This is a genomic window from uncultured Sphingomonas sp. (genome assembly GCF_946477935.1).
GTDB lineage: Bacteria > Pseudomonadota > Alphaproteobacteria > Sphingomonadales > Sphingomonadaceae > Sphingomonas.
On record NZ_CAMLAC010000030.1, the window covers coordinates 1 to 25,721 of the forward strand.

General features: G+C 66.9%; 29 protein-coding genes and 1 riboswitch. Of the genes, 17 read left to right on the top strand and 12 right to left on the bottom strand.

Going from position 1 to position 25,721, the window contains the following annotated elements; all coding sequences use genetic code 11:
* Positions 1 to 58: 58 nt before the first annotated feature.
* Positions 59 to 1,852 (bottom strand): aminopeptidase P family protein, encoded by a 1,794-nt coding sequence (locus Q0U08_RS05305; RefSeq protein ID WP_298090209.1) that lies wholly within the window; start codon positions 1,850 to 1,852, stop codon positions 59 to 61.
* Between the two features lie 130 nt (positions 1,853 to 1,982).
* Between Q0U08_RS05305 and Q0U08_RS05310 the strand changes: the two genes are divergently transcribed.
* From Q0U08_RS05310 to Q0U08_RS05325, 4 genes are read left to right on the top strand one after another with little or no spacing between them, the layout of a single operon-like run.
* Complete coding sequence (locus tag Q0U08_RS05310) at positions 1,983 to 4,043, top strand: S9 family peptidase (protein ID WP_298090210.1); 2,061 nt, start codon at positions 1,983 to 1,985, stop codon at positions 4,041 to 4,043.
* A complete protein-coding gene (locus tag Q0U08_RS05315) occupies positions 4,019 to 4,603 on the top strand; it encodes a DedA family protein (RefSeq protein WP_298090211.1) in 585 nt (194 codons plus the stop codon). Before Q0U08_RS05310 ends, Q0U08_RS05315 begins: the two co-directional genes overlap by 25 nt.
* Complete coding sequence (locus tag Q0U08_RS05320) at positions 4,600 to 4,995, top strand: thioesterase family protein (protein ID WP_298090212.1); 396 nt, start codon at positions 4,600 to 4,602, stop codon at positions 4,993 to 4,995. Before Q0U08_RS05315 ends, Q0U08_RS05320 begins: the two co-directional genes overlap by 4 nt.
* A gap of 49 nt (positions 4,996 to 5,044) precedes the next feature.
* Complete coding sequence (locus Q0U08_RS05325; protein ID WP_298090214.1) at positions 5,045 to 5,539, top strand: methylated-DNA--[protein]-cysteine S-methyltransferase; 495 nt, start codon at positions 5,045 to 5,047, stop codon at positions 5,537 to 5,539.
* Positions 5,540 to 5,645: 106 nt separating this feature from the next.
* Here the strand turns inward: Q0U08_RS05325 and ppc are convergent, their stop codons facing one another.
* The 3 genes from ppc to Q0U08_RS05340 all read right to left on the bottom strand — a co-directional run bounded on the left by ppc (position 5,646) and on the right by Q0U08_RS05340 (position 9,423).
* Complete coding sequence (ppc, locus tag Q0U08_RS05330) at positions 5,646 to 8,321, bottom strand: phosphoenolpyruvate carboxylase (RefSeq protein WP_298090215.1); 2,676 nt, start codon at positions 8,319 to 8,321, stop codon at positions 5,646 to 5,648.
* A gap of 91 nt (positions 8,322 to 8,412) precedes the next feature.
* Complete coding sequence (locus Q0U08_RS05335; protein ID WP_298090217.1) at positions 8,413 to 8,835, bottom strand: hypothetical protein; 423 nt, start codon at positions 8,833 to 8,835, stop codon at positions 8,413 to 8,415.
* 21 nt (positions 8,836 to 8,856) lie between these two features.
* Positions 8,857 to 9,423, bottom strand: a complete 567-nt coding sequence (locus Q0U08_RS05340; protein ID WP_149683609.1) for an HNH endonuclease — start codon at positions 9,421 to 9,423, stop codon at positions 8,857 to 8,859.
* A gap of 95 nt (positions 9,424 to 9,518) precedes the next feature.
* Here Q0U08_RS05340 and gluQRS point away from each other — a divergent pair, with 95 nt between their 5' ends.
* From gluQRS to egtD, 5 genes are read left to right on the top strand one after another with little or no spacing between them, the layout of a single operon-like run.
* On the top strand, positions 9,519 to 10,364 hold the full coding sequence (gene gluQRS, locus Q0U08_RS05345; protein ID WP_298090219.1) for a tRNA glutamyl-Q(34) synthetase GluQRS: 846 nt from the start codon (positions 9,519 to 9,521) through the stop codon (positions 10,362 to 10,364).
* 10 nt (positions 10,365 to 10,374) lie between these two features.
* The gene (locus tag Q0U08_RS05350) at positions 10,375 to 10,602 is read left to right on the top strand and encodes a twin transmembrane helix small protein (RefSeq protein WP_298090221.1); all 228 of its coding nucleotides are present in this window, start codon (positions 10,375 to 10,377) and stop codon (positions 10,600 to 10,602) included.
* Positions 10,603 to 10,606: 4 nt separating this feature from the next.
* Positions 10,607 to 11,167: a cob(I)yrinic acid a,c-diamide adenosyltransferase gene (locus Q0U08_RS05355; protein ID WP_298090248.1), complete on the top strand. Its 561-nt coding sequence runs from the start codon at positions 10,607 to 10,609 to the stop codon at positions 11,165 to 11,167.
* A 41-nt stretch (positions 11,168 to 11,208) separates the two neighbouring features.
* Positions 11,209 to 12,474 (top strand): ergothioneine biosynthesis protein EgtB, encoded by a 1,266-nt coding sequence (gene egtB / locus Q0U08_RS05360; RefSeq protein WP_298090222.1) that lies wholly within the window; start codon positions 11,209 to 11,211, stop codon positions 12,472 to 12,474.
* Position 12,475: 1 nt separating this feature from the next.
* The gene (gene egtD / locus Q0U08_RS05365) at positions 12,476 to 13,453 is read left to right on the top strand and encodes an L-histidine N(alpha)-methyltransferase (protein WP_298090224.1); all 978 of its coding nucleotides are present in this window, start codon (positions 12,476 to 12,478) and stop codon (positions 13,451 to 13,453) included.
* Here the strand turns inward: egtD and Q0U08_RS05370 are convergent.
* Positions 13,450 to 13,983 (bottom strand): hypothetical protein, encoded by a 534-nt coding sequence (locus Q0U08_RS05370; protein WP_298090225.1) that lies wholly within the window; start codon positions 13,981 to 13,983, stop codon positions 13,450 to 13,452. The genes egtD and Q0U08_RS05370 overlap by 4 nt on opposite strands.
* Before the next feature lie 57 nt (positions 13,984 to 14,040).
* On the opposite strand from Q0U08_RS05370, the gene Q0U08_RS05375 reads away from it, so the two are divergent.
* The gene (locus tag Q0U08_RS05375; protein WP_298090227.1) at positions 14,041 to 14,457 is read left to right on the top strand and encodes a DUF1810 domain-containing protein; all 417 of its coding nucleotides are present in this window, start codon (positions 14,041 to 14,043) and stop codon (positions 14,455 to 14,457) included.
* 24 nt (positions 14,458 to 14,481) lie between these two features.
* Here Q0U08_RS05375 and Q0U08_RS05380 read toward each other — a convergent pair whose 3' ends face one another.
* A complete protein-coding gene (locus Q0U08_RS05380) occupies positions 14,482 to 14,997 on the bottom strand; it encodes a ferritin-like domain-containing protein (protein ID WP_298090228.1) in 516 nt (171 codons plus the stop codon).
* 97 nt (positions 14,998 to 15,094) lie between these two features.
* The gene (locus tag Q0U08_RS05385) at positions 15,095 to 15,478 is read right to left on the bottom strand and encodes a hypothetical protein (RefSeq protein ID WP_298090229.1); all 384 of its coding nucleotides are present in this window, start codon (positions 15,476 to 15,478) and stop codon (positions 15,095 to 15,097) included.
* A gap of 84 nt (positions 15,479 to 15,562) precedes the next feature.
* Here Q0U08_RS05385 and ung point away from each other — a divergent pair, with 84 nt between their 5' ends.
* Positions 15,563 to 16,264 carry a uracil-DNA glycosylase gene (gene ung, locus Q0U08_RS05390; protein ID WP_298090231.1) on the top strand — a complete coding sequence of 234 codons (702 nt, stop codon included), beginning with the start codon at positions 15,563 to 15,565 and terminating at the stop codon, positions 16,262 to 16,264.
* 61 nt (positions 16,265 to 16,325) lie between these two features.
* On the opposite strand, the gene Q0U08_RS05395 is transcribed toward ung, so the two are convergent.
* Positions 16,326 to 16,970, bottom strand: a complete 645-nt coding sequence (locus Q0U08_RS05395) for a hypothetical protein (protein ID WP_298090232.1) — start codon at positions 16,968 to 16,970, stop codon at positions 16,326 to 16,328.
* 328 nt (positions 16,971 to 17,298) lie between these two features.
* Between Q0U08_RS05395 and Q0U08_RS05400 the strand changes: the two genes are divergently transcribed.
* Both Q0U08_RS05400 and Q0U08_RS05405 read left to right on the top strand, forming a co-directional pair.
* Positions 17,299 to 17,667 carry a hypothetical protein gene (locus Q0U08_RS05400; protein ID WP_298090233.1) on the top strand — a complete coding sequence of 123 codons (369 nt, stop codon included), beginning with the start codon at positions 17,299 to 17,301 and terminating at the stop codon, positions 17,665 to 17,667.
* Positions 17,668 to 17,767: 100 nt separating this feature from the next.
* Positions 17,768 to 18,091 (top strand): hypothetical protein, encoded by a 324-nt coding sequence (locus Q0U08_RS05405; RefSeq protein ID WP_298090235.1) that lies wholly within the window; start codon positions 17,768 to 17,770, stop codon positions 18,089 to 18,091.
* A 28-nt stretch (positions 18,092 to 18,119) separates the two neighbouring features.
* Here Q0U08_RS05405 and Q0U08_RS05410 read toward each other — a convergent pair whose 3' ends face one another.
* Positions 18,120 to 18,404, bottom strand: coding sequence for a hypothetical protein (locus Q0U08_RS05410; RefSeq protein ID WP_298090237.1), 285 nt, complete (start codon positions 18,402 to 18,404; stop codon positions 18,120 to 18,122).
* Between the two features lie 144 nt (positions 18,405 to 18,548).
* Here Q0U08_RS05410 and Q0U08_RS05415 point away from each other — a divergent pair, with 144 nt between their 5' ends.
* The 4 genes from Q0U08_RS05415 to thiC all read left to right on the top strand — a co-directional run bounded on the left by Q0U08_RS05415 (position 18,549) and on the right by thiC (position 22,705).
* Entirely contained in the window at positions 18,549 to 19,328 is a 780-nt protein-coding gene (locus Q0U08_RS05415; RefSeq protein ID WP_298090249.1) for a sterol desaturase family protein, read from the top strand.
* Positions 19,329 to 19,350: 22 nt separating this feature from the next.
* Positions 19,351 to 19,671, top strand: a complete 321-nt coding sequence (locus tag Q0U08_RS05420) for a DUF2141 domain-containing protein (protein ID WP_367271098.1) — start codon at positions 19,351 to 19,353, stop codon at positions 19,669 to 19,671.
* Between the two features lie 71 nt (positions 19,672 to 19,742).
* The gene (locus Q0U08_RS05425) at positions 19,743 to 20,630 is read left to right on the top strand and encodes a MipA/OmpV family protein (RefSeq protein WP_367271099.1); all 888 of its coding nucleotides are present in this window, start codon (positions 19,743 to 19,745) and stop codon (positions 20,628 to 20,630) included.
* A gap of 72 nt (positions 20,631 to 20,702) precedes the next feature.
* Positions 20,703 to 20,813: riboswitch (TPP riboswitch) on the top strand.
* Between the two features lie 44 nt (positions 20,814 to 20,857).
* The gene (gene thiC / locus Q0U08_RS05430) at positions 20,858 to 22,705 is read left to right on the top strand and encodes a phosphomethylpyrimidine synthase ThiC (protein ID WP_298090240.1); all 1,848 of its coding nucleotides are present in this window, start codon (positions 20,858 to 20,860) and stop codon (positions 22,703 to 22,705) included.
* 177 nt (positions 22,706 to 22,882) lie between these two features.
* Here the strand turns inward: thiC and Q0U08_RS05435 are convergent, their stop codons facing one another.
* The 3 genes from Q0U08_RS05435 to Q0U08_RS05445 all read right to left on the bottom strand — a co-directional run.
* Positions 22,883 to 23,164 (bottom strand): DUF3892 domain-containing protein, encoded by a 282-nt coding sequence (locus tag Q0U08_RS05435; protein WP_298090242.1) that lies wholly within the window; start codon positions 23,162 to 23,164, stop codon positions 22,883 to 22,885.
* A gap of 710 nt (positions 23,165 to 23,874) precedes the next feature.
* Positions 23,875 to 24,414, bottom strand: a complete 540-nt coding sequence (locus Q0U08_RS05440; RefSeq protein WP_298090244.1) for a GNAT family N-acetyltransferase — start codon at positions 24,412 to 24,414, stop codon at positions 23,875 to 23,877.
* A 110-nt stretch (positions 24,415 to 24,524) separates the two neighbouring features.
* A partial coding sequence (locus Q0U08_RS05445) for an HlyD family type I secretion periplasmic adaptor subunit (RefSeq protein ID WP_298090245.1) occupies positions 24,525 to 25,721 on the bottom strand: 1,197 nt, incomplete at its 5' end.

Here is a 25,721-nt window from a genome sequence, read left to right on the forward strand (position 1 = left end):
GGGTAGAGGGCGGGGCGGGGGATGACGCGGTGTCTTCCCCGCCGTCCGAGGGACGCGATTAGAGGGGCGCGCACTTGGCGTTCAGCCAGATGTGGTCGTCGCCGGTGAGTTCGGGCGCCAAGCTACCGAAAACATGGGCGTGATAGCTGTCGATCCAGGCGCGTTCGCCATCGGTGAGCAGATCGGTATCGATCAGTGTCCGCTCGATCGGGCACAGGGTCAGCGTTTCGAACCCCAGCATCGCGCGGTCGGCGCCGGGGATGTCGCGCGGTTCGACCAAAACGAGGTTTTCGATGCGAATGCCGTACTCTCCGGCCTTGTAATAGCCGGGTTCGTTGGAGAGCAGCATGCCGGCGCGCAGCGGCTCCATCGCGGCACCGCCGGGATAGTTGGGCGCCGCGATGCGCTGCGGCCCTTCATGGACCGACAGATAGGCGCCGATACCGTGCCCGGTGCCATGCGCGTAATCCAGGCCGGCCTCCCATAGGGGGCGGCGGGCCAGCGCATCGATATGGCCGCCCAGCGTGCCATCGGGAAAGACCGCCGTGGCGAGGCCAATATGCCCCTTGAGCACGCGGGTGAAGCGGTCTCGCATCTCCGGGGTCGGATCGCCGATCGGCATGACACGGGTGATGTCGGTCGTGCCGTCATCATATTGGCCGCCGGAATCGATCAGGAAGAGCTGGCCCGGGGTGATGGGGGCGTTCGACTCCTCAGTCACGTGATAATGCGGGCTGGCGCCATGCGCGCCGGTGGCGGAGATGGTGGCGAAACTGGTGTCCCGCAGTCGCCCCGTCGCCTGGCGACAGGCCAGCAACTGCGCTGCGGCGGACAGTTCGGTCTGGCCACCCTTGGGGCATTCCTCCTCCACCCAGCGCAGGAAGCGGACCATCGCGGCCCCGTCGCGCAGCGAGGCGGCGCGGTGGCCGGCGAGCTCGACCGGGTTCTTGATCGCCTTGGCCAGCACCACGGGATCGCGCAGCGCCAGTACGGTGGCGCCGCCAGCCTCCAGCGCCTGGGCGATGGCGGCCACCGCCCGCTCGGGATCGGCGACGACGCGCTTGCCTGCAAAGCCGCGCAGCCCCGTATCGAAATCGGCGCGATCATGAAGGCGGACGGCGTTGCCGAGATGCTGGCGCACCGCATCGGTCAACTTGGACGGCGTGACGTAGAAGTCCGTCTCCCCGCTGGCGTGAACGACCGCGTAGGACAAGGCGACCGGGGTATGCGTGACGTCGGCGCCGCGGATGTTGAGCGCCCAGGCGATCGAGTCGAGCGCGGACAGCACGACAGCATCGGCGCGCTGCTCGACCAGCCAGTCGGCGATGCGGGCGCGCTTCTCGGCAGAGGTCGCGCCGGTCAGCCGGTCATCCTGCACCATGAGCGGGGCGGGGGAGGGCCGTGGCTGGTCCGTCCAGATCGCGTCGACGGGGTTTTCCGCCACCGCCACCAGGATCGCATCGCGGCCGGCGAGCGCGTCGGCCATGTCCTGCACCTGCGTGCGGGTGTGGAGCCACGGATCATAGCCGATACGGCTGCCCTGGGGCGCATGTACGGCGAGCCAGCCCGCAATGCTGTCCTGCGGCACGGCGACATAGTCCCAGTCGTCGGCGGCGACCTGCTCGCGGACCTGCAGCGTATAGCGGCCATCGGTGAAGATCGCCGCACGATCCGCCAGCACGACGGCGCTGCCCGCCGATCCGCCGAAGCCGGTCAGCCAGCCGAGACGCTGGGCATAATCCCCGACATATTCGCTCATATGTTCATCGGTGAGCGGAACGATGAACCCGTCCAGGCCGATGACGGCAAGGCGGGTGCGGAGTTGGGCGAGGCGGTCGGCATGGAGAGACATGGGCGGCGGTTTGGCAGAAACCCATGGCACACGACAGCCCCCGTTATTGCGTGTCCGGACCGGATGACGCTTGCCGCCGATGCGGAAAACCGCCTCGACCGCACCCGCGGCGAGCCGCTAAGGCAGGGGGATGACCGAACCGACGCCCCCCGTCGCCGAACAGCGGCCGCACAGCTTCACCGCGCATGGCATCACGATCGAGGATCCCTATACCTGGCTGAAGGACCCCGACTATCCCGAGGTGGGCGATGCCGACGTGCTCGCCTATCTGGAGGCCGAGAACGCCTATTTCGACGCGGTGATGGCGCCGCGCCAGCCGCTGGTCGACCGGCTGTACGAAGAGATGAAGGGGCGCATCAAGGAGGACGAGTCCTCCGTGCCGCAAAAGGATGGCGACTGGCTGTACTGGACCGCGTTCGAGACGGGCGGCCAGTATCGCAAATGGTGGCGCAAGCCCGTGGGAGGCGGCGAAGACGAGCTGTTGCTCGATGAGCCGGCGCTGGCCGAGGGCAAGGAATATTTCCGTCTGGGCGCCTTTGCGATCAGCAACAATGGCCGCCTGCTGGCCTATGCCATCGACGATACCGGTGGCGAGCGGTTCGAGGTGCGGGTCAAGGACCTGACCACCGGCGAGCATCTGCCCGAGGTGATTCCGGGGATGCTGTCCGACATCGTGTGGACCGCGGACGATGCCGGGTTCCTGTACGGTCTGGCCAATGACCAGTGGCGGACGGACAATGCCCGTTTTCACCGGATCGGCACGCCGGTGGCGGATGACGTCGTGCTCTATACGGAAGCGGACGAAGGGTACCGCGTCGCAGTGGCGGAAACATCGTCGCGCAAATGGATCGTGATCGGCACGGGCGACCATGTGACGAGCGAGGTGCGGCTGCTCCCCGCCGACAATCCGCTGGCCGAGGCGATCCTGGTCGCACCCCGCAAGGAGGGGCGCGAATATGATGTGGACGAGCATGACGGCACGCTGTTCATCCACACCAACGACATCGATCCGATGTGGCGGCTGTGTACCGCGAGCATCGACAATCCGGGCGAATGGCACGAGCTGATCGCGCCCGACCCGCATTTCTACATGACGGGCGTGGAATGCTATGCGCGCTTCTTCGTGGTGGAGGGGCGCGAGGACGGTTTGGACCGGATCGCGGTCCACCGTTATGAGGCACCGACGGTGGCGCAGCGAATTGCATTCCCGGAGGCGAGCTATACTGCGGGGCTGGGCGACAATCCCGAATATGACGTGTCGGTGTTGCGACTGGGATATGAGTCGATGGTCACGCCGGGGACGGTGTACGACTATGACGTGGCGACGGGTGAACGCACCACCCTGAAGGTGCAGGAGATCCCGTCGGGCTACGAGGCCGACCGGTACCGGACCGAGCGGTTGAAGATCGCCGCGCGCGACGGAACGCAGGTGCCGGTATCGATCGTCTATCCGGCGGATTTCCCGCGGGACGGAACGGGCAAGCTGTTCCTCTATGCTTACGGCGCCTATGGCTATGCGATCCCGCCGGGCTTCTCGACGGGGCGGATGAGCCTGCTGGATCGCGGCTTTGCCTATGCCATCGCGCATATCCGCGGCGGCGACGATCTGGGCCAGCAATGGTATCTGGACGGCAAGCTGGACAAGCGCACGAACACCTTCAACGATTTCGTCGATGTGGCGCGCGCGCTGATCGCCGGCGAATGGACGCATGAGGGCGGGATCGCGATCGCCGGCCGCTCGGCAGGGGGCGAGTTGATGGGCGCGGTGGTCAATTCCGACCCGGAATTGTGGGGCGCGGTGATCGCCGACGTGCCGTTCGTCGACGTGCTGAACACGATGATGGATGCCGAGCTGCCGCTGACGCCGGGCGAATGGCCGGAATGGGGCAACCCGATCGAGGACAAGGCGGCGTTCGAACTGATCCGGTCGTACAGCCCGTATGACAATGTAGGCGCGCATCCCTATCCGCCGATGTTCATTTCGGGCGGGTTGAACGATCCGCGCGTCACCTATTGGGAGCCGGCGAAATGGGCGGCGCGGCTGCGGGCCACCAAGACCGATAGCAACCTGCTGTTGCTCAAGACCAATATGGGGGCCGGGCATGGCGGCAAATCGGGCCGGTTCGAAAGCCTGCGCGAAGCGGCCGAGGAGCATGCCTTCGTTCTGTGGCAGATGGGGATCGAAAGCTGAGTATCGAGGCGATCGTTGCCCGCTGGGGCGTCGCCGCGATCGGCCTGGGGGCCGGGCTGGAAGGCGAGACGGCGGTGATCGCCGGTGGGCTCCTCGCGCATCAGGGGCTCGTGTCGCTGCCCGGCGCGATGGCGGCGGCGGCGGCGGGCTCGTTCGCGGCGGATCAGGTGTTCTTTGCCGCGGGGCGACGGTTTCGCGAAGTCGGCTGGGTCCGGCGGCTGCGCGAGAGCAAGGTCTATGGCCGTGTGATGGGGATGCTGGAGCGGCATCCGATCGGGTTCATCTTCGCCTTCCGCTTCCTCTACGGCTTGCGGACGATCAGTCCGGTGGCGATCGGGACGAGTGCGGTGCCGGTGCGGCTGTTCCTGGTGGTCAACCTGACCGCCGCTTGCCTGTGGGCAGCGACGTTCACCGGCATCGGATATCTGTTCGGGGAAGGGCTGACCGAACTGCTGGGGCGGTGGCGGCCGCGGGCGGTGCATGTGCTGGCCGCGGCGGCGCTGGTCATCGTGGCGGGTGCGATCGGCTGGTGGTGGCGCAGGCGAAAAGGTGAGGCATGAACCGGTATAGCTGCACGATCGTCGCCCGGGATGACGATATCGACGAACTGGGCCATGTGAACAATGCGGTCTGGGTGCGGTGGATCCAGGATGTCGCGACCGCGCATTGGGCGGCGGCGGCCCCGGCGGAGCATATCGACGCCTATGTCTGGGTGGTGACGCGGCATGTGATCGATTATCGCGGCAATGTGCGCGCGGGCGAGGCGGTGACGGCGGAAACCTGGGTGCCCGGAACGCCCAAGGGCGCCCGGTTCGACCGCCACATGCGCTTCACGGGTGCGGATGGCCGCGTGAAGGTAGATGCGGTGACGACCTGGGCGCTGATCGACCGGGCGAGCGGCCGGCTGCTGCGCGTGACGCCGGAGATCGCGGCGCCCTTCCTGGCGGTTTGAGCGCAAGCGGCGGGACGCGTGTCGGTGGCCTTTGCGCTATGATAGCGGCATGACACAGAGCTTCACGATCCTGCCTTCGCCTGTCGGTGCGTTGACGCTGGTCGCCAGCGGCGATGCCCTGAACGCGGTGCTGTGGGAGGATGACGATCCGGCACGGGTGCGGATGGGCGCGGTGACGCGGGCGGACGATCATCCGGTGTTGCGGGAAACCGTGGCGCAGTTGCTGGCCTATTTTGCGGGGCGGTTGCGCGTCTTCGATCTGCCGCTGGGATTTGTGGGCACGGATTTCCAGAAGGCGGTCTGGGCCGGGTTGCTGGCGATCCCTTATGGCGAGACGCGCAGTTACGGCGCGCTGGCGGCGGCGATCGGGCGGCCTGGCGCGTCGCGCGCGGTGGGGGCGGCGAACGGGCGCAATCCGATCTCGATCATCGCGCCGTGCCACCGGGTGGTGGGGGCGAGTGGCGCCCTGACCGGCTTTGCCGGCGGGTTGGCGGTGAAGGAGCGGTTGTTGGGGTTGGAGCGGGTTGGGATGGCGTTGCTATAGGGGATTGGGACGCCAGCAGTGCTGCGCTGCTTGGCAGCCCCTCACCCTTCCCATCGCCTTCGGCGACGGGCCCCTTCCCTCTCCCCGGAGGGGAGAGGGTAAGTCATCAGCCGGAATTTCGCAGGGCGGTGGCGATCGCGTTGATCGACAAGAGGATGCCTTCGCCGATGCGGGCATCGTCCTCGCCGGCGCGGTGGCGCTTCATCAATTCGATCTGGAGGAGGTTGAGCGGTTCGATATAGGGGAGGCGCAGGCGGATCGACGTTTCCAGCGCGGGGTGTTTTTCCAGCAGGCGGGACTGGCGCGTGATCTCCAGCAGGCCGTCATGCGTGCGCTGCCAGCCGTCGCGGATGCGACCGAAGATGGTGTCGCGCAAGGCTTTGTCCTCGACCAACGTGGCGTAGCGGCCGGCGATGCCGATGTCCGACTTGGCGAGCACCATTTCCATGTTGGCGAGCGTCGCGGCGAAGAGCGGCCATCCTTGCGCCATGTCGGCGAGCAGCGCCTTGTCCTGACAAGCGGTGATGGCGTGGCCGACGCCGTACCAGCCGGGCAGCATGACGCGTGCCTGTGCCCAACTGAACACCCAGGGGATGGCGCGCAGATCCTCGATCGCGTCGGACTTCTTGCGGCTGGCCGGGCGGCTGCCGATCTTCAGGCCGGCAATCTCGGCGATGGGGGTCATCTGGCGGAAGAAGGTGCGGAAACCGTCCGTTCCGTAGACGAGGTCGCGATAGGCGTGGAAGGCGGTGCCGGATAGTTGGTCCATCACCGCGCCGAAGCGCGCATTGTCGGGCGCGGACAGATGCTCGGGCTCCAGGCTGGCGAGCAGGGTGGCGGACGCCATCGCTTCCAGATTGGCCATCGCGGTGGCGGGGGTGCCGTATTTGCCGGCGATCATCTCACCCTGTTCGGTGATGCGGATGCGCCCCTGCACGGTGCCATGCGGTTGCGCGCGGATCGCGGCAAAGGCGCTGCCGCCGCCGCGCCCGACCGCGCCGCCGCGGCCGTGGAAAAGCTGCATCGCGACGCCGGCTTCCTCGAACACGGGGGCGAGCGCGGTGGATGCCTTGGACAGCGACCAGGTGGAGGTGAGATAACCGCCGTCCTTGTTGCTGTCCGAATAGCCGATCATCACTTCCTGATGGCCGCGTGCCTTTGCGATGGCGGCGATCTCGGGCAGCGCGAAATAGGCGCGCATGATCGCCGGGCCGGCCTCGAGATCCTCGATCGTCTCGAACAGCGGGACCGCCATGATCGCGGCGCTCGGCTCCGCGCCGGGGCGGTAGAGGCCGACCTCCTTCAGCAGCAGGTTGATCTCCAGCAGGTCGGACACCGACTTGCCCATCGAGACAATGTAGTTGGTGATGCAGCCGGGGCCGTAGCGGGCATGCGCCTCCGCCGCGGCCTGGACGATGGCGAGTTCGCCGGTCGTCTCCTCCGAATAATCGGCGAAACGGGAGGCGAGCGGGCGGGCATTGGCGAGCTCGCGGCGGAGCAGATCGACGCGCGCATCCTCGTCCAGCGCGGCATAGTCCGCCTCGACCCCGGCGACCTTGAGCAGTTCGGCGACGACGCGTTCATGGACCGCGGAGTTCTGGCGCAGGTCGAGCGTGGCGAGATGGAAGCCGAACGTCTCCACCGCGCGGATCAGCCGGCCGAGCGCGCCGCCAGACGCCAGTGCGCCGCCGCCCGAGCCGGCCAGCGCGCGGGCGATGGCGATCAGGTCGGCGCGGAAGGCGCGGGGATCCGGATAGGGTTCGCCGGTCAGGCGGCCGGGGCGCGGCGCGGCCTTGCCGGTCAGCGCCTGATGCGTGGCGGCCAGGCGGGCATAGATGCCGGACAGCGCGCGGCGATAGGGCTCGTCGGCACGGCTGGCGGCGGTGTCGCCGCTCGCCTCGGCCAGCGCCAGCACGGCCTCATCGACTTGCGCGTGCCCGGTGGAGATGGACAGCTCGGCGCCGAGTGCGTGGACGGCATCGCAATAATAGCCGAGCACCGCCTCGCTGGCACGGGCAAGCGCGGTGCGCAGCGAATCCGCAGTGACATAGGGATTGCCGTCGCGATCGCCGCCGATCCAGCTTCCCGGGCGCAGGAAGCTGGCGATGCGGTGGCCGAATGCCTTGTCCCAGCGCTGGTAGAGGGCGGGGAGCGCGGGCAGGAAGACGTCGCGCAGATAGGACAGCGCGGTTTCCACCTCGTCGGTGACGTAGAGGCGCTCGCGCCGCAGCACCCGCGTCTGCCAGAGCAGCGCGATCTGGCGGCCGATCGCGGCCTCCACCGCATCGCCATCCGGCGTCACCTCGCGACCGCGATCGCGCATCTCCATCAACTCGGCGATGCGGTTCTTGTGATCGATCATGCTCTTGCGGCGCACCTCGGTGGGATGCGCGGTGAGCACGGGAGCGACGAGCCCGCGCGCCAGCAGATCGGACGCGGCCTTGCGATCGATGCCCTCATCGGCCAGCCGGGCCAGTGCCGCGGCGAGGTCTGCGCCCTGTTCGGCCGCGATACCCTGACGATCCTCCGCAAGATTGGCGAGCATCGAGAACAGCATGAAGCCGCGCACGAAATCGAGCGTTTCGCCGAGATCGAGCTGTTCCAGTTGCAGATCGACGGCGGCGCCGTCGCCGATGCCGCGATGCCGTTCGACCGAGGCACGGCGGATCGCCTCGGTCGCTTCAAACAGGCGCTCGCCACCATAGGCGCGGATCACTTCGCCGAGCTGTGCGCCCAGGAAACGGATGTCGGGATTGTTCGCGATCGGGGGAAGGCTGGCCATAGCCATCAATGCTGCAACGCAACAGGTGGAAGGTCAATCGCCGAACGCACGCAATTTTCCATCAAATTTCACCACCCCGAGGCGATAAGGATCAATTAGTGTTGCTTAACACCGGGTTGGTTGGTGTGGCGGGGCGCTCGGTGCGCGAACTCTCGCGCTCTTCGGAGGTGACGGCGCCGTCCCGGTTCAGATCCATGCGATCGAACCAGTTGAGCGTACCTTCCGAATATTCGCTGTGCGTCACTTCGCCATCATGGTTCCGGTCGAGTTCGCGAATGCGCGAGGTGCCGCTGGGCATCTCGTCCGCCGAGATGATGTCGTTGCCATCGCGGTCGAGCGTGCGGAAACGACGGTCCATCATGCCGCCGAAATCGACGCGCGAGGTGACCGATGGAGGGACGAAGCCCGCAGCGGCCGCGCGCTGGTCCGCGTCCCGCTTTTCCTCGCTATTGTTGTTGCACGCGGAGGCGAGCAACGCCGTACCGAGAGCCAAGCCGATCGTCACAACCCGCATTCCGCTGTGCTTCCCTTGTCGTTACGCGTCCAGTTCAACGTCCCAATAGAGCCAGTCGTGCCATGTTTCATGCAGATAATTGGGCGGAAAGCTGCGGCCATGTTCCTGCAGGTGCCAACTGGTCGGGCGGATCGGCTCGATATGGAGCGGCATTGCGGCCTGTTTGGGCGTGCGCCCGCCTTTTTTCAGGTTGCAGGGCGCACAGGCGGTGACGACATTCTCCCATGTGGTGCGGCCGCCCTGGGCGCGCGGCACGACATGGTCGAAGGTCAGGTCGCGGTGGGCGCCGCAATATTGGCAGGCGAAGCGGTCGCGCAGGAACAGGTTGAAGCGGGTGAAGGCGGGAAATTGCGAGGGGCGGACGAATTGCTTGAGCGCGATGACCGAGGGAAGCTGGATCGTCGCGGTCGGGCTGCGAACGGCCCGCTCATAATGGGCGACGATATCGACCCGGTCGAGAAACACCGCCTTGATCGCCGTTTGCCAGGGCCAGATCGACAATGGATAATAGGACAAAGGTGTATAGTCGGCATTCAGGACCAGCGCCGGGCAACTGTCCGGATGCCGCATCAGGTCGGGATGAAACACGGCTCCTCCCTTCATGGTGCCGTGGACATCTTCGCCCAACGGCGTGACAGTCGCATGACAGCACGGGCAATGATTTGGGGTCAAGGGGCGACGCGATGATCGTCACACGTTTCGCGCCCAGCCCCACCGGACGGCTGCATCTGGGCCACGCCCTGTCGGCGGTGCGCGCGCATGCCATGGCGAGGGCAACCGGCGGGCGCTTTCTGGTGCGGATCGAGGATATCGACGGCACGCGCAGCCGCCCCGAACATGTCGAGACGATCCTGGCGGATCTGCGCTGGCTGGGGCTGGAATGGGATGATCTGACGTTCCAGTCGCAGCGGCTGGCACTGTATGCGGCGGCGCTGGATGCGTTGCGCGAGCGAGAATTGGTCTATCCCTGTTTCTGCACGCGGGCGGAGATCGCGGCGAGTGCATCGGCACCGCATGGGATGGCGCCGGTCTATCCGGGAACGTGCCGGACATTGCCACCTGCGGAGCGCGCCGCGCGGATGGCGATGCCACATTGCTGGCGGCTGGACATGGCGCGGGCGGTCGCTCTGGCAGGGCCTCTGATGTGGCGTGACGCGATCGCGGGCGAGGTCGCGGCGGTGCCGGAGGCGCAGGGCGATGTCGTGCTGGCGCGCAAGGATGCGCCGTCCTCCTATCACCTGGCGGTCAGCGTGGACGATGCCGCGCAGGGCGTGACCGATATCGTGCGGGGGGCCGACCTGTTCGACGCGACGCATGTCCACCGTCTGCTCCAGGCGCTGCTGAACCTGCCGGTGCCCCGATATCATCATCATCCGCTGATCCTGGGGGCGGATGGACAGCGATTGGCCAAGCGGCACGGCGCGCCGGCGCTGGCCGACCTGCGCGCGCAGGGCATGGATGGTGCCGCATTGGCGGCCGACTTGCGGCGGGACATTCTGCCCACTGGATTTTCGCTGGGGAAGGCTTAGCTTCATCGGCATGAACACCTTTCTCGTGATCCTGCTGATCGCGGCGATGATCGCCACCGTGGTGGCGATGGTGCGCGGCATCGTCTCGTTTCTTCAGGAAGCGACCGTTCAGGCCAAGGGCGATGGACCGAGTGCGGCGGCGCTGAAGTCCAACCGGATGATGCAGATGCGCATCTTCTTTCAGGCGCTGGCGATCCTGATCGTCGTGCTGATCCTGTTCCTGGCCGGCCGGACCTGATCCGCTGGTCAAGCTGAACAAGATCTACACCCGCACCGGCGATGCGGGCGAAACGGGGCTGGTCGACGGATCGCGCCGGTCCAAGGCGGATGCGCGGATGATCGCCATCGGCGAGGTGGACGAGGCGAACAGCGCGATCGGGGTCGCCGCGACGCTGGCCGATGATGCGATACGCGGCGCGCTGATGCGGGTGCAGAACGACCTGTTCGACCTGGGCGCCGATCTGGCGACGCCCGGTGACGATTTCTCGCCTTCGGAGATGGTGCTGCGCATCGTGAGCGCGCAGGTGGCGCGACTGGAAGCCGAAATCGATGCGATGAACCTGGAACTGGCGCCGCTGACCAGCTTCATCCTGCCGGGCGGCAGCCCGGTGGCAGCGGCGCTGCATCTGGCACGTGCGATCGCGCGCCGGGCGGAGCGGGCGGCGGTGGCGGTGGCGGAGCCGCTGAATCCGGAGGCACTGCGCTATCTAAATCGTTTGTCGGATTGGTTGTTCGTCGCCAGTCGGGCGGTGAACCAAAACGGCGCCGGGGACGTTCTTTGGGTGCCCGGGGGATTGCGCTAGGTTAATCAAGGCCAGCCTGCGTTCGGGTGGGAGCACCCGACATGGCCAGCGATGCCGCCTATCCACTTGCCGCTGCCCCACGAGGGCTGGTTGATCGATTCCGCAGCGTACGCGCGCTGACCCTGGCGTTGGCCGAGCGATTGTCGGACGCGGATGCGACGGTGCAGTCGATGCCCGACGCATCTCCGGCGAAATGGCATCTGGCGCACACGACCTGGTTTTTCGAGACGTTCGTGCTGCGCGATCACGTACCGGGATACCGGCTGCACGACGAACGCTGGCCGTTCCTGTTCAACAGCTATTACGAGGCGGAGGGGCGCCGGCATGCGCGGCACCGGCGCGGAATGGTAACCCGGCCGACGCTGGACGAGGTGCGGGCGTACCGTGCCCATGTCGACGATGCGCTGGTGACGGCGATCCCCGATCTGGCGCCGGACGTGGCCGCGCTGGTGGAACTGGGCTGCCATCACGAGCAGCAGCATCAGGAACTGTTCGTCACCGATATGCTGCACCTGTTCAGCGAAAATCCGCTGGAGCCGGCCTGGTATCCCGCGGCGCGCAAGGTGCCGGTGGCGATGCCGGGACCGATCGGCTGGATCGAAGGGCGCAAGGGTGTCGTCGAGATCGGGCATGAGGGCAGCGGCTTCGCGTTCGATTGCGAAGGACCGCGCCACGCCGCCTTGCTGGCGCCGCATGCGATCGCCGACCGGACGATCACCAATGGCGAATGGGCGCAGTTCATCGCCGATGGCGGATACCGTGATGCGCGGCACTGGCTGTCGGACGGATGGGCCTGGGTGAAGGCGGAAGCGATCACGGCACCGCTCTACTGGGAAGAGCGCGACGGCGGCTGGACGCGCTTCGGACTGGACGGGCGGCGCGCGGTGGATCCGGCGGCGCCGGTGACGCATGTCAGCTTCTTCGAGGCGGATGCCTTTGCCAGTTGGGCGGGCGCACGCCTGCCGACCGAGGCGGAATGGGAAGCGGCTGCCGGGGCGCACGATCCGGCGGGTGGTCATCAGATGGACGCCGCCGGCCCGGTGGAGCCGCGGCCGGCGGCGGGCGGGCCTGCGCTGTTCGGCAATGTCTGGGAATGGACGGGCAGCGCGTACCGGCCCTATCCCGGTTTCCGGGCGGCCGAGGGCGCGGTGGGCGAGTATAACGGAAAGTTCATGAGCGGGCAGTTCGTGCTGCGCGGCGGAAGCTGCGCGACGCCGCGCGGCCATGTGCGGGCGTCGTACCGCAACTTCTTCTACCCCCATCAACGCTGGCAGTTCACCGGCGTGCGTCTGGCAAAGGATCTGTAGGATGCTGAAGCCCGAAATCGAAGACGGCCAGGCATCCCTGGCCGACCCGGCGTTTCGCGCCGACGTGCTGAGCGGTCTGGCACGGCGGCCACGCGCGATCCCCGCGCGCTGGTTCTACGACCGGCGGGGGTCCGAGCTGTTCGAGCAGATCACCGACCTGCCGGAATATTACCCCACGCGGACCGAGACCGCGATCCTGGAGACGATCTGCCCGGAGGTGACGGCACGCGTCGGCAAGGGACGGGTGGTGGTGGAGTTCGGATCGGGATCGTCCACCAAGACGCCGATCCTGCTGCGCTGTGCCGATCCTGCCGCCTATGTCCCGATCGACATTTCGGGCGACTTCCTGCGGGCATCGACGCACGTGCTGGCGGAGCGGTTTCCCGACCTGCCCATGTATCCGGTGGAGGCCGATTTCATGCGGCCGATCGCGCTGCCGGCTGCGGTGACGGAAACGGCGAAACTGGGATTTTTTCCCGGATCGACGATCGGTAACATGACGCCGCTGATGGCGACCGACCTGTTGCGGGCGATGCGCGCATCGCTGGGCGAGGGGGCGATGCTGTTGATCGGCATGGACCGGATCAAGCCGGCGGATGTGCTGGTGCCGGCCTATGACGATGCGGCGGGCGTGACGGCGGCGTTCAACCTGAACCTGCTGGAGCGGATCAACCGCGAACTGGGCGGCGATGTGCCGGTGGCGGCGTTCCGGCACAAGGCGGTGTGGAACGACGACCGGGCGCGAATCGAGATGCATCTGGAAGCGACGGCGGACGTCGATTTCAGCGTGGATGGACGCCTGTTCGCCATGGCGGCGGGCGAGACGATCCATACCGAGAACAGCCACAAATATGGCGCCCGCGATGCCCGCATCCTGCTCCGCGCGGGCGGGTGGACGCCGGTGGCGGAGTGGACCGATCCCGATGGGCTGTTCGGGGTGTATCTGGCCGAGGCGCAGGCGGAGCGCCCCGCGCCCTAGGCCCCTTGCGGACAATCCCCGGGGCGGGTTTCGGGGGCGCCGCCGCGATACCAGCGGCTGGTGTTGCCCATGGTCTCGGCATCGTGGTGACACGCCTCCGCCTTTTCACCATCGGGGGTGACGAGGAGGGTCCAGTCGTGGTCACCGCAATTGTGCGGTTCGCAGCCATGAGCGAGCAGGCGGCCGCCGGTCAAGACGATGGGCGTGGAGACCGCATCGGTGGCGACGATGCGGCTGCGGACGGCTTGATCGCCGACCGCCCGGTTGAGGGCGTCGGCGACCTCGGTGCGGTTGTAGAAGGTGACGCCCGATACGGCGTCGTTCGGATAATGCCCGACATAGGCGGTGAGCGGCTGGCTGTGTGCTTGGCCGGGAAGCGGTGTGGGGCGCGCGGTGACGGGCGGCGTGAAGTTGGCGGCCATGGCCTCGCGATCGGCATCTTCGCTGGTGCCGCCGCCGCAGCCGGCCAGGACGAGCGCGGCGAGGATGATGGCGGCGGATGATCGCGGCGACGACGACGCGTGGTGCATAGGGTTTCTCTCTCCTGACCTTTGGAACGCTCCGCCTGTGCCGGCGGTTGCGGGGGGATGGACGACCATGATCTCGAACGTTTCGTCGCAGCGCAAGCGGGGACGTATGACCAGGCGCTGACGGAATTGAAGGCGGGCGCCAAGCGGAGCCACTGGATGTGGTTCGTGTTCCCGCAGATCGCCGGGCTGGGGCAGAGCGCGATGGCCAGGGCCTATGGCATCGGGTCGATCGCGGAGGCGCGGGCCTATCTGGCGCATCCGGTGCTGGGCGGGCGGCTGCGCGAGGCGAGTGCGGCGGTGCTGGCGGCGCCGGGCACGGCGGAGGCGATCATGGGCGGCATCGATGCGGTCAAGCCGCGCTCTTCCATGACCTTGTTTGCGCGAGCCGCGGGGGAGGACGGCGCGGCGTTCCGGGCGGTGCTCGACCGCTTTTACGGCGGGCAGGAGGATGCCGAGACGGTGCGGCGCCTGTAAGGGCGCCGCGACCGTCCGGAGGCGTCAGGCGCCGGCCAGTTCGGCCTTGGCGTTGACCTTGGACGAGGCGAGCTTGGTCAGCTTCTCGTCGGTGGCCTTTTCCTCGGCCAGCGTCTCGCCGAGCAACTGCGCGGCCTGGCTGCGGCCGAGCTGTTCGGCCCAGGCGATCAGCGTGCCGTAGCGGCTGATCTCATAATGCTCGACCGCCTGTGCGGCGGCGGTGAGGGCGGCATCGAGCACCGCCTTGTCGGCGACCTCGCCCGCGACCTCGCTGGCCTCCTTGATGATGCCGTCGATCGCGGGGCAGGTGACGCCCTTGGGCTCCAGCCCTTCCAGCTCGAACACGCGCTTGAGGCGGGCGATCTGGCCTTCCGTCTCGCGCAGATGGGTCTCGAAGCCCATGCGCAGTTCGGAGTCCGTCGCCTTCTCGATCATCTTGGGCAGCGCCTTGGTGATCTGCTGCTCGGCGTAATAGACGTCCTGAAGCTGGTGGATGTAGAGATCCTGCAGCGTTTCGATATCCTTGGAAAACAGGCCCATCGTCTCTCTCCTGATCGGGGTTGCGGGGATGCAGCCTCAAACGGGCGGCGCGCGCCATGGTTGCGCGCCGCCCGGCTTCGTCCGCAGGGCGTGCCGGTCAGCCGGCGGATTGCGGCGCGAGCGGGCCGGTGACGGAGGCGGTGCCGTCATTGGCGAAGACGATGGACCAGCGGGCGGCGTTGTCGCAGACCGCATTCCAGGTCGCCAGGCCGTTGGTGGGTGCCGCCTCGCTCATCGCGGTCACCGCCTGGCAGGTTGCGCCATCGGTGCCGGAATCGCGGATCGCGCGGAACAGGACGCCGCGGCGCTGTCCTTCCGGCAGCTCGCGGATGCGGGTGCCGTAATCGATCCCCTCCGCCGCGGCGGTTTCCGCAGCGTTGGTGACGGGGGTGGCGTTGTCGGCGGCGGTATCGCTCTGCCCGCAGGCGGCGAGCGGGGCGAGCGCGAGGGCGGCAAGCGCGGTGAGCGTCGAACGGTTCATCGGGTTCCTCCTGTCCGGGCGATCAACGCAGCGAGTGCCGCGTGGTTGCCCGATCGTAACGAAAGCGGCATGGCCTTCGGGGTCATGACCCAAAGCACCACCATGCCCATCCTTCCCCCCGACTGGCAGGCCGCCTTGCGGGCGGAGCTGGACGGGCCTCGCTTTGCGGCGTTGGCGACGTTCCTGGAGGACGAGGCGCGGGCGGGGCAGGCGATCTTCCCGCCGGCCGCGGACCGGTTCCGCGCGCTGGAGTTGACGCCGCTGGACCGGGTGCGCGTGGTGATTCTGGGGCAGGACCCGTATCACGGCGCGGGACAGGCGCACGGCCTGGCCTTTTCGGTGCGGCCGGGCGTGCGACCGCCGCCGAGCCTGGTCAACATCTTCAAGGAGATGGAAAGCGACCTGGGGGTGGCGCGCAGCCGCCACGGCCTGCTGGACCATTGGGCGCGGCAGGGCGTGCTGCTGCTGAACAGCGTGCTGTCGGTGCGCGAAGGGGCCGCCGCCTCGCACCAGAAGCGCGGGTGGGAGCCGTTCACCGACGCGGTGATCCATGCGGTGGCAGCGCGTGAGGCGCCGGCGGTGTTCATCCTGTGGGGCGCGCATGCCCAGAAAAAGGCCGCATTCGTCGGCGACGAGGGCGGGCGGCATCTGGTGATCCGCTCCGCCCACCCATCGCCCTTGTCGGCGCGGCACGGCTTTTTCGGGTCGCGGCCGTTTTCGCGGACAAACGCGTTCCTGGAGGCACAGGGGCAGGCGCCGATCGACTGGGCGCTGCCGGAGGTTTGAGGCGGGAGCGCCGCGCCGCCTTTTGCGGAAGTGGACACTACATCCCCCCTCGCGCCTCCACTTAGTCCGCATTGTAGCAGCGTTCATATTCGCGGCGGCGCTGGATCTCGGCCAGGTGTTCGGCGCGCATCATCATCACCGCTTCTTCCTGTTCGAGCGTGATGAGCCGCAATTCGGGTAGCGGCTTGTGCCGGGGCGGCGTGACGCCGGCTTCGATATCGTGCGCGTCGTTCTCCACCCGGTTCATCGCGACCTGGAGCAGCATCGCGGCACCGTCCTGGTGGAAGGACGGCACGCGGTCCTCGCGCCATTTCCCGAAACGCTTGGGATCGCGCAGGCGCAGCATGAACATGGTCAGCTTCTCATCGAAGCGGCGGCGCTCGCCGACCTGCTCGCCCTTGTAGAAGATGGGGGTGGCGACGCCGTTGATCGCCCGGTCCAACGCGGCATCGGCCAGGCGCTGCACCGCGCAATCCAGCGCGATGTTCCACGCCTCGCGAAAGCTGGCCGCGTCGGGGCGGGCGCGCAGCACATAGGCGGAGGTGGTGCCCATGCCGACAGCCTTGGCCGCCGCCTCGACATTGCCGGTGGCGGCGAGCGCCTCGATAAAGCCGGTCTGGCGTTCGGGTGTCCAGCCATCGACGCGGGGGCGGACGGGCACGGGATCGAAATCTCCGGCGGCGGGCGGTTGGGTGCGGTTGCTCATGGCGATGAGTGAACATCAGGGGGAGCGCTGTAGGACAGCCCCGCGCGGTCGATTGTTGGATTGGTTCGCGGTTTGTTTCACCGATGTGGCGTTCCGGCATCCATCAGGGCATGAGGATGCGCAACCGCACCACCAGTTCCGAAAGGGCCGCGTGACCCGCCGTATCGCCCGATCGAATCGAACGCCGCAAGATGTCCCACCCCGCGCGGGCGTCTTCAACTACCCACATATCGCCATATCAAGGTACGACGGCTTTTCATTGGTCGATCGCTTGCGCAACATTCCGTCGCAGGACATGATGCCGCCAGCATTCGGGGGGAGACATATCATGCGCCGCAGCTTCGCAATGTTCGCCATGACTTTGGGGGTGACGGCCCTGTCGCCGGTGATCGCGGCGGATGGCGGCCAGTTCGGCGATGCCCTCAGGAAGATGCTGGTGGAAACCGCGGACGGCCAGTGCCCCGCCGATATCATGGGCGATGCGTTGCTGGCGGCCTGCCGGGAACAGTTGCCGGCCATGCAGCGCGAACTCGCCGCCGCCGGCCCGATCACCGGCATGACGTTCGTCTCCGCGAGCGGCGAGAATGCCGATCGGGTCGAGACCTACACCGTCACCTTCGGAAAGGACAAAAGCACGACCTGGCAAATCGGACGCCCGCGTGACGGCAAGTTCGACATGGCCTATTCTGCCGGCTGACGGAAGGCGGATGGCCCGCCTCTGATCGCTGCTAATCTGCTGTTTACCCGCCGGAATTAAGCCCGCTCCCATGACGGACGGGGCAAGGCTGATCCTGGGGATGACGGCCACGGCGATGATGTTTCCGCTCGCCATCATCATGTCGAGCATTCCCGCCTACGTTCCCGACGCGCGGCTCGCCGAGATCGCGCACACGAACGCAGACCCCGTATCGGCCCGCGCCGAGATGGTGGAGGCGATGCGATACTGCGCCCGGCGCCGCGCGAATTGCCCACGCGCTTCGATCGATACGCTCGGCACGTCCAAACGTCGGTTCTTTTCGTGGCAGAACAATGCCGGGCTGTTCGCCGTCACCCATATCGACTGCCCGCCGCAACAGGCCTGTTCCGTGCGCGGCAACGCCTTGATCCCGCTTCCCAGGTGAGGGTGTCGGGAACGGTCGGCGCGCCCCGTCAGGAGGGATGCCCCTCGGCCTCGTTCCCGTCGACCGCCCGCACACGCGCCTCGGCATCGGCATCGCGGTCGCCGGCATCCACGCCCGTATCGATCGGTGCATTCGGTGCCGTGCCGCCCGGCGTTCGTCCCGAACCGCTCAGAACGTCGGCGGCGGACGCTCCGCCCAGGCCGCCGCCCGGGGCACTGTCCATCTGCGCGTCGGACAGGATCGCCGCCGCGCTGCCTTCCTCGCGCGGGGTTTCGGGCACGTCCTGCGCGTTGTTCGGCTCGTTGGTCGCCATGGTCCATCTCCTGCATCTGTTCGCGTGGGTGAACGATCGGCACGGGCAAGCCGTTCAACGGCGGTCGATCGATCATTCAATCCGGGTCCGCGATCGGCTACACTGGCCGGCGTGATCCTTGCCATCCTCCTGTCCGCGCTTGCGATGACCGCGATCGTCGGCATCCGCTACCTGATCGTCTCGGGGGCGTTCGCCTTTGCCACCCGCGTGCGCCATCCCCGCCTTTACGCGGGTCTGGACGCACAGATGCGGCGCGAGATCGCATGGAGTCTCGCCTCCGCCGCCATCTACGGCCTGCCCGCCGGCATCATCGCCTGGGGTTGGCAGAATCACGGCTGGACGCGGATCTACAGCGACATCCATGCCTGGCCGCTCTGGTACTGGCCGGTCTCGGTGCTGCTCTACCTGTTCGCGCACGACACCTGGTTCTACTGGACGCATCGCTGGATGCACCGGCCCCGTGTGTTCAAGCTGGCGCACGCCGTCCACCATGCCAGCCGCCCGCCCACCGCCTGGGCGGCGATGGCCTTTCATCCAGTGGAGGCGGTGACCGGCGCTGTGGCAATTCCGCTACTGGTCTTCGCGATTCCGATCCATGTCACCGCACTTGCCTTGGTCCTCACCATCATGACCGTTATGGGGGTAACGAACCATATGGGCTGGGAAATTTTTCCCCGCTCGGTGTGGCAGGGGCCGCTGGGGGGCTGGCTCATCACCGCCAGCCATCATCAGCGGCACCACGAGCAATATGGATGTAACTATGGCCTCTACTTCCGCATCTGGGACCGGCTGTGCGGCACCGACCGGGGGCTGGGCGATTTCGCCCGCGCGCATGCGCAGGCTGAGCGGCGCGGGCGTGCTGCTGGCGGCGGCGGGCCTGATGATGGGCGCGGCACCGGTATCGCGACTCGACATCGGGGTTGATCACCTGCGTTCGGCCAAGGGGATGATCCGCGTCTGCCTGACCGCGGATCCGGACAATTTCCCGGCCTGTGTCGATGATGTCCGCGCCGTCACCCGCTCGGTCCCCGCCGGGCAGAGCAGCATCCAATTCGACGGTCTGCCGCGCGGCGCCTATGCGCTGGCGGTGATCCATGACGAGAACGGCAATGCCAAGCTCGACACCTTTGCCGGCATTCCGCGCGAAGGCTTTGGTTTTTCGCGTAATCCCGCCATTCGCTTTGGCCCGCCACGCTTTTCGGCGGCACGCTTCACGCTGGCGGATGTGACCGATCGGCAACAGGTACGGATGCGTTACATCTTCTGACGGAGGGTAGTCGGACCCAAAACGATTACAACGCGTTGCGCGTGGGATAATCGTTCAGGGAGTTTTCCGTCTTGCGCTGCGTCGCTTTCCGTATCCTTGCCCCGACGCTTGCGCTCGTGGCCGCCATGCCTGCCGCCGCGCAGGATGCCAGCACCCCGCCAGACGCATCGCGCGCGCCCACCGGCGTCGATCCCGACGACTTCAACCGCGACAGCGTCACCGTCGCGGTGGCGGCAGCACTGATCACCGATTACGAAGGGTCGAACGATTATCAGTGGACGCCGGCGCCCGGCGTGCTGGGCTCGGTCGGCGGCTACAACTTCACCGTCATCGGCAACCGCGCCTCGATCGACCTGATCCCCAACCAGCCCGGCCCCAACTGGGATTTCCAGGCTGGCCCGATCGGCGTCATCAACTTCAACCGCAACAATGTCGATTCGATCGACGACGCCCGCGTCCGCGCGCTGGGCGAGGTGAAGACCGCGATCGAACTCGGCGGCTTCGTCGGCATCGGCAAGACGGGCGTCATCACCAGCCCGTACGACCGTATCTCGGTCTCGCTCAGCTACCGCCACGACGTCAGCAATGCGCATGACAGCGCCATCTGGCAGCCGACGATCAACTATTTCACCCCGCTCAGCACCAAGGCGGCGGTCGGCCTGTTCGCCTCGGCCGAACATGCCGGTGCCGGCTATGCGCGCACCTATTTCTCGGTCGATCCCACCCAAAGCGTCGCCAGCACCCTGCCGGTCTATAACGCCCGCAAAGGCTGGAAGAACTGGGCGCTGGGCGCGATGGGCACCTATTCGATCACCGGCAACCTGCTGAAGGGCTGGAAGGTCGTCGGCGGCGTCGTCTACCGCGACATGCTCAACGACTTCGCCGACAGCCCCGTCGTCTCGATCGCCGGCAAGCGCAGCCAGTGGGTCGGCGCACTCGGCATCGGCTACACCTTCTGATCCGCGTATAAGGGCCGTCCGTCCGGGACGGTCCCTTTTCGTTTGGCGTTCGTCCGCCGACCCCTTATGCTCGCGCCATCCCCGGGGGACCGCCGACACTGCGGTTGAGAGGGAGCGAGGACGCTCCGACCCGCTGAACCTGATCCGGCTGACACCGGCGTAGGGAGTGGAAGTCGGCGCAACCCCTCCGGGCCATCCGTCTCCCCCTCCCGTCAAGGAGAGAAGAGATGGCAGACGTACCCGCCCGCACCGAAATCGGCGTGACCACCGGCCCGATCCGCGGATCGAAGAAGATCCATGTCGGCCCGCTGAACGTCGCGATGCGCGAAATCCATCTCGACCCCTCCTCGGGCGAGCCGCCGCTTCGCGTCTACGACACCTCCGGTCCCTATACCGACCCCGATGCCCGCATCGACATCATGGCCGGCCTGCCGCAACTGCGCCGCGACTGGATCGAGGCGCGGGGCGACGTCGAAAGCTATGACGCGCGCGAAATCCGCCCGGAGGATAACGGCCAGCTCGGCCCCGACCGCTCGGGCGGCGTTCCCCAGTTCCCCCGCCTGATCAAGCGTCCGTTGCGTGCGAAGCCGGGCCAGAACGTCAGCCAGATGCACTATGCCCGTCGCGGCATCATCACGCCCGAGATGGAATATGTCGCCACGCGCGAAAATCTCGGCCGCCAGATGCTGAAGGACTATGTCCGCGACGGCGAAAGCTTCGGCGCGGCGATTCCCGACTACGTCACCCCCGAATTCGTCCGCGACGAGGTGGCGCGCGGCCGCGCGATCATTCCCAACAACGTCAACCACCCCGAATCCGAACCGATGGCGATCGGCCGCAACTTCCTGGTCAAGATCAACGCGAACATCGGCAACAGCGCGGTCGCCAGCAACGTCGCGTCGGAGGTCGACAAGCTCGTCTGGTCGATCCGCTGGGGCGCGGACACGGTGATGGACCTGTCGACGGGGCGCAACATCCACGACACGCGCGAATGGATCATCCGCAACAGCCCCGTGCCGATCGGCACCGTCCCCATCTACCAGGCGCTGGAGAAGGTCGGCGGCATCGCCGAGGACCTGACCTGGGAGATCTTCCGCGACACGCTGATCGAACAGGCCGAACAGGGCGTCGACTATTTCACCATCCACGCCGGCGTCCGCCTGCCCTACATCCCGATGACCGCGAAGCGCGTCACCGGCATCGTGTCGCGCGGCGGCAGCATCATGGCGAAATGGTGCCTGGCGCATCACAAGGAGTCGTTCCTCTACGAGCGCTTCGACGAGATCACCGAGATCATGAAGGCGTATGACATCGCCTATTCGCTGGGCGACGGCCTGCGCCCCGGATCGATCGCGGACGCCAATGACGAGGCGCAATTCTCCGAACTCTACACGCTGGGCGAACTCACCCACCGCGCCTGGGCGCAGGACGTGCAGGTGATGATCGAGGGCCCCGGCCATGTGCCGATGCACAAGATCAAGGAGAATATGGAGAAGCAGCTCCAGGTCTGCGGCGAAGCGCCCTTCTACACGCTGGGGCCGCTCACCACCGACATCGCGCCGGGCTACGACCACATCACCAGCGGCATCGGCGCGGCGATGATCGGCTGGTACGGCACGGCGATGCTCTGCTACGTTACCCCCAAGGAGCATCTGGGCCTGCCCGACCGCGACGACGTGAAGGTCGGCGTGGTGACGTACAAGCTGGCCGCCCATGCCGCCGATCTCGCCAAGGGCCACCCGGCCGCGAAACTGCGCGACGACGCCCTGTCCCGCGCCCGCTTCGACTTCCGCTGGCGCGACCAGTTCAACCTGTCGCTGGACCCCGACACGGCCGAATCCTACCACGACCAGACCCTCCCTGCGGAGGGTGCCAAGACCGCGCATTTCTGCTCGATGTGCGGCCCCAAATTCTGCTCGATGAAGATCACGCAGGAGGTTCGGGAATTCGCTGCCAAGCAGAATGCCCCGGTGGAAAGCTTCGTCGCCGCCGAGGAAGCGGAGGCCGGCATGGCGAAGATGAGCGAGACGTTCCGCGAGAAGGGCAGCGAGGTGTATTTGCCTGCGGCGGAGTAAACCGTCCCAGCCCCCCGCTCCTACCTTCGTTCGTGCTGAGCAAAGTCGAAGCATAGCCACCAGTGCGTGGCCTTCGACTTCGCTCAGGCCGAACGGATGTAATTAGCCAGCAACACAACATTGAATTAGCTGTCAAAATGGCCCCGCGGCATGCGCGGGACCATCTTCATGCAAAGATCATGGACATTCAGGCAGACTGAGCAGATTGTTCGGCTGCTCACCGTCATTCTGCGTCTTCAGATATTTGTTGCCCGCTGCACTGACAGCGACAATTACCCATACGCTTTGTCCACCAACGCTGACGTAAAAGCGCCACCGCCCCGCCTCAATATGGGCGACCGCCTCTTCCTGCGTCAGCTTCCAACGGCTGGGCAGGCCACCACCTACATGCGATATCCGCTCGTAAGCACTGTCACGGTTCGTCTTGTTGATGCACTGGATTTGCGCAGTCTGTGTCATTTCAGCCTCTACCAAGACCGGACGCGCAGGCATCTACGCCGGTATGCGTCAATTGACGCGGTCATGGAGGCCCATTAAATTCCATCGCGCTGATCCAGCACGGAGGTGAGATACCTGCCTCCAATTGGGGCCGTCGGTTGCAGCCGGCGGCCTCAATCTCCGAAACTTGAATGTCTGTGGGGGCTTAGCCTGAAAGGCACGCCCACGAATTTCAGTATGTCCCCACGACGTGGGGGAGATGTACGCTCACTTCGACATATAACTGCCTAGCGTGGGCAATCCTCGCTGGACGAGGGAACTAGATCAGCCTTGTCGCGATCAAACTAAGCTCGCCTAAAACACCGCGTCAAGCCTCTTCGGCATGAATATGCCGAAGAGGCTTCGGCATATTCATGCATAGCGGTTGTATCGTTTTTTTTAACGTTCCACCCACCCCCGTTCGTCCCGAGTAACCATCGAGTAGCGGCCCTCAGGCCGCGTATCGAGACGGTGTATCGAGGGACTGAGTATCTTACGAAACAATGCCTCGATACGCCTTCTTGCGAAGCTCGCCCGATCGCTACCCGGCACGAACGGGGCGAAGTGCCGGGCAAGGAGGGTCAGCATCGGCAAGCAAATGCCGCGAGGATGACGGTGACGATCATCGTGTTGCGCAAGCGACGCCGATCGCTGGCCATGGTGGTCGATCCGGGAAGCGATGGCGGGCGTGGTTATGCGCCGTTCGGAGCCGCGGGGGATGGGCGGGTGAGGATGTGGATGGGGCGGCCGGCATAATCGGCATCGCGGGTAGATCGGTAGCCGACGCGGGCGGCGAGACGCAGCGATGGGGCATTGGCGGGGTCGATGATGCAGCAGGTGCGCGCAACCCCGTGACCGTCGGCCCAGGCGAGGATCGCGGACAGCGCCTCGCCGGCAAGACCACGGCCATGCACGGCGGGGGCAAGCGCCCAGCCGAGCTCGGGCGCGTCCAGCGGCGGATCGATCGCGCGGCGCGCCTCCAGCAGACCGATATCGCCGATCGGCGGACCACCGGCGCGCTCGCGCACGACCCAGGCGCCGTAGCCGAACACCTGCCACTGGCCGATCGAGCGGAGCAGGCGGAGCCATACCTCCTCACGCGAGCGGGGCTGACCACCGATCATCGCATACACCGCAGGATCGGACCACATCGCGGCGAGCGCGTCGAGATCGTCCGGATGGTGGGCGGTGAGCGTCAGCCGGTCGGTATGGAGGGTTGGGGCCTGGGTCATGGGTTGCGATGTCTCGATACAAGCTCTCGATACGCCCGGTCGGGCTATGCAGTCCTTACTCGACATGAACGGCGATGGGTAAGGCGGTCGTGGTGTAGCGCCATCGCGCGTCAATGCTCGCGGAAAGAGGACCAGAAGGCGCGGACCAGCGGTTCCAGCGCATAGTCGAGCGCGGTGCGGCGGCGTAGCGGCACCAGCACCTCGGCCGGCATGCCGGGGCGCAGGTCGTAGGGCTTGCCGGTGCCGTCCTTCAGCCGGGCAAGCTCGGCGTCGGGGACGGTGACTTCGCCGGTGAAGAAGCTCTGGCCGGTCTTCTCGTCGGTCAGCGCATCGGCGGACAGCCGGGTCAGGCGGGCGTCGAGATCGGGCAGGGTGCGGTCGTGCAGGCCGGGGAACTTCACGCGCGTTGCCTGCCCCACCGACAGGTCGTCGGCATCGTCGGGGTCGATGCGGACCTGAATCTGGAGCGAGGCGCGCTCGGGCACGATGTCCATCAGCGCCTGGCCGGGGGCGATGACGCCGCCGGGGGTGAAGACCGACAGGCCGACGACGGCGCCGGTGACGGGCGCGCGGATTTCTGTGCGGGCGAGCTGATCGCGGGCGGCGGCGAGCTTGGGGAGGATCTCGCCCAGGCTGGTCTCTACCTCGCGCAGATCGGCGGTGGTGCGTTCGCGAAAGGTGCGCTCGGCCTCCAGCACTTGATAGCGGCCTTCACGGGCGGCCTCGCGGCTCTGCGCGACGCTGGCGGCGTACTGGCCCTGCTGGCCGATCATCTCGGCGCGCTGGCGCTCCAGCTCGCGCAGGCGGGTTTGCGAGACGAAGCCCTTTTCGGCGACCGGGCGCAGGGCGGCGAGTTGCGCATCGATCAGGCGCAACTGTTCCCTGGCCGAGACGACCTGGGTGCCATAGCCGCGGCCCTGTTCGCTGGACTGCGCGGCGCGCTGGCCGAGGGCCTGGCGCTGTGCGGCAAGGGTGGCGCGGCGGGCGTCGAGTTCGGTTTGCTGGAGGCGGAGCGCGAGGCGGGCGGCGTCGCGGTCCTCGGGGGGGAGCGCGGCATATTCGGCAGGGGCGGCGACGGAGGTGGCGCCGAGCTGTTCGGCCTCCAGTCTGGCGCGCTGGGCGAGGAGGCGGATGGCCTGGGCGGACAAAGCGCGTTCCTGCGCGACGACCTCGGCGGCGGCGAGGCTGGCGAGAAGCTGGCCCTTGCCTACGCGCTGTCCTTCGCGGACGAGGATCTGGCGCAGCACGCCGCCGTCGCGGTGTTGCACCGTCTGGCGCTGGCCGGAGACGACAAGGGTGCCGGGGGC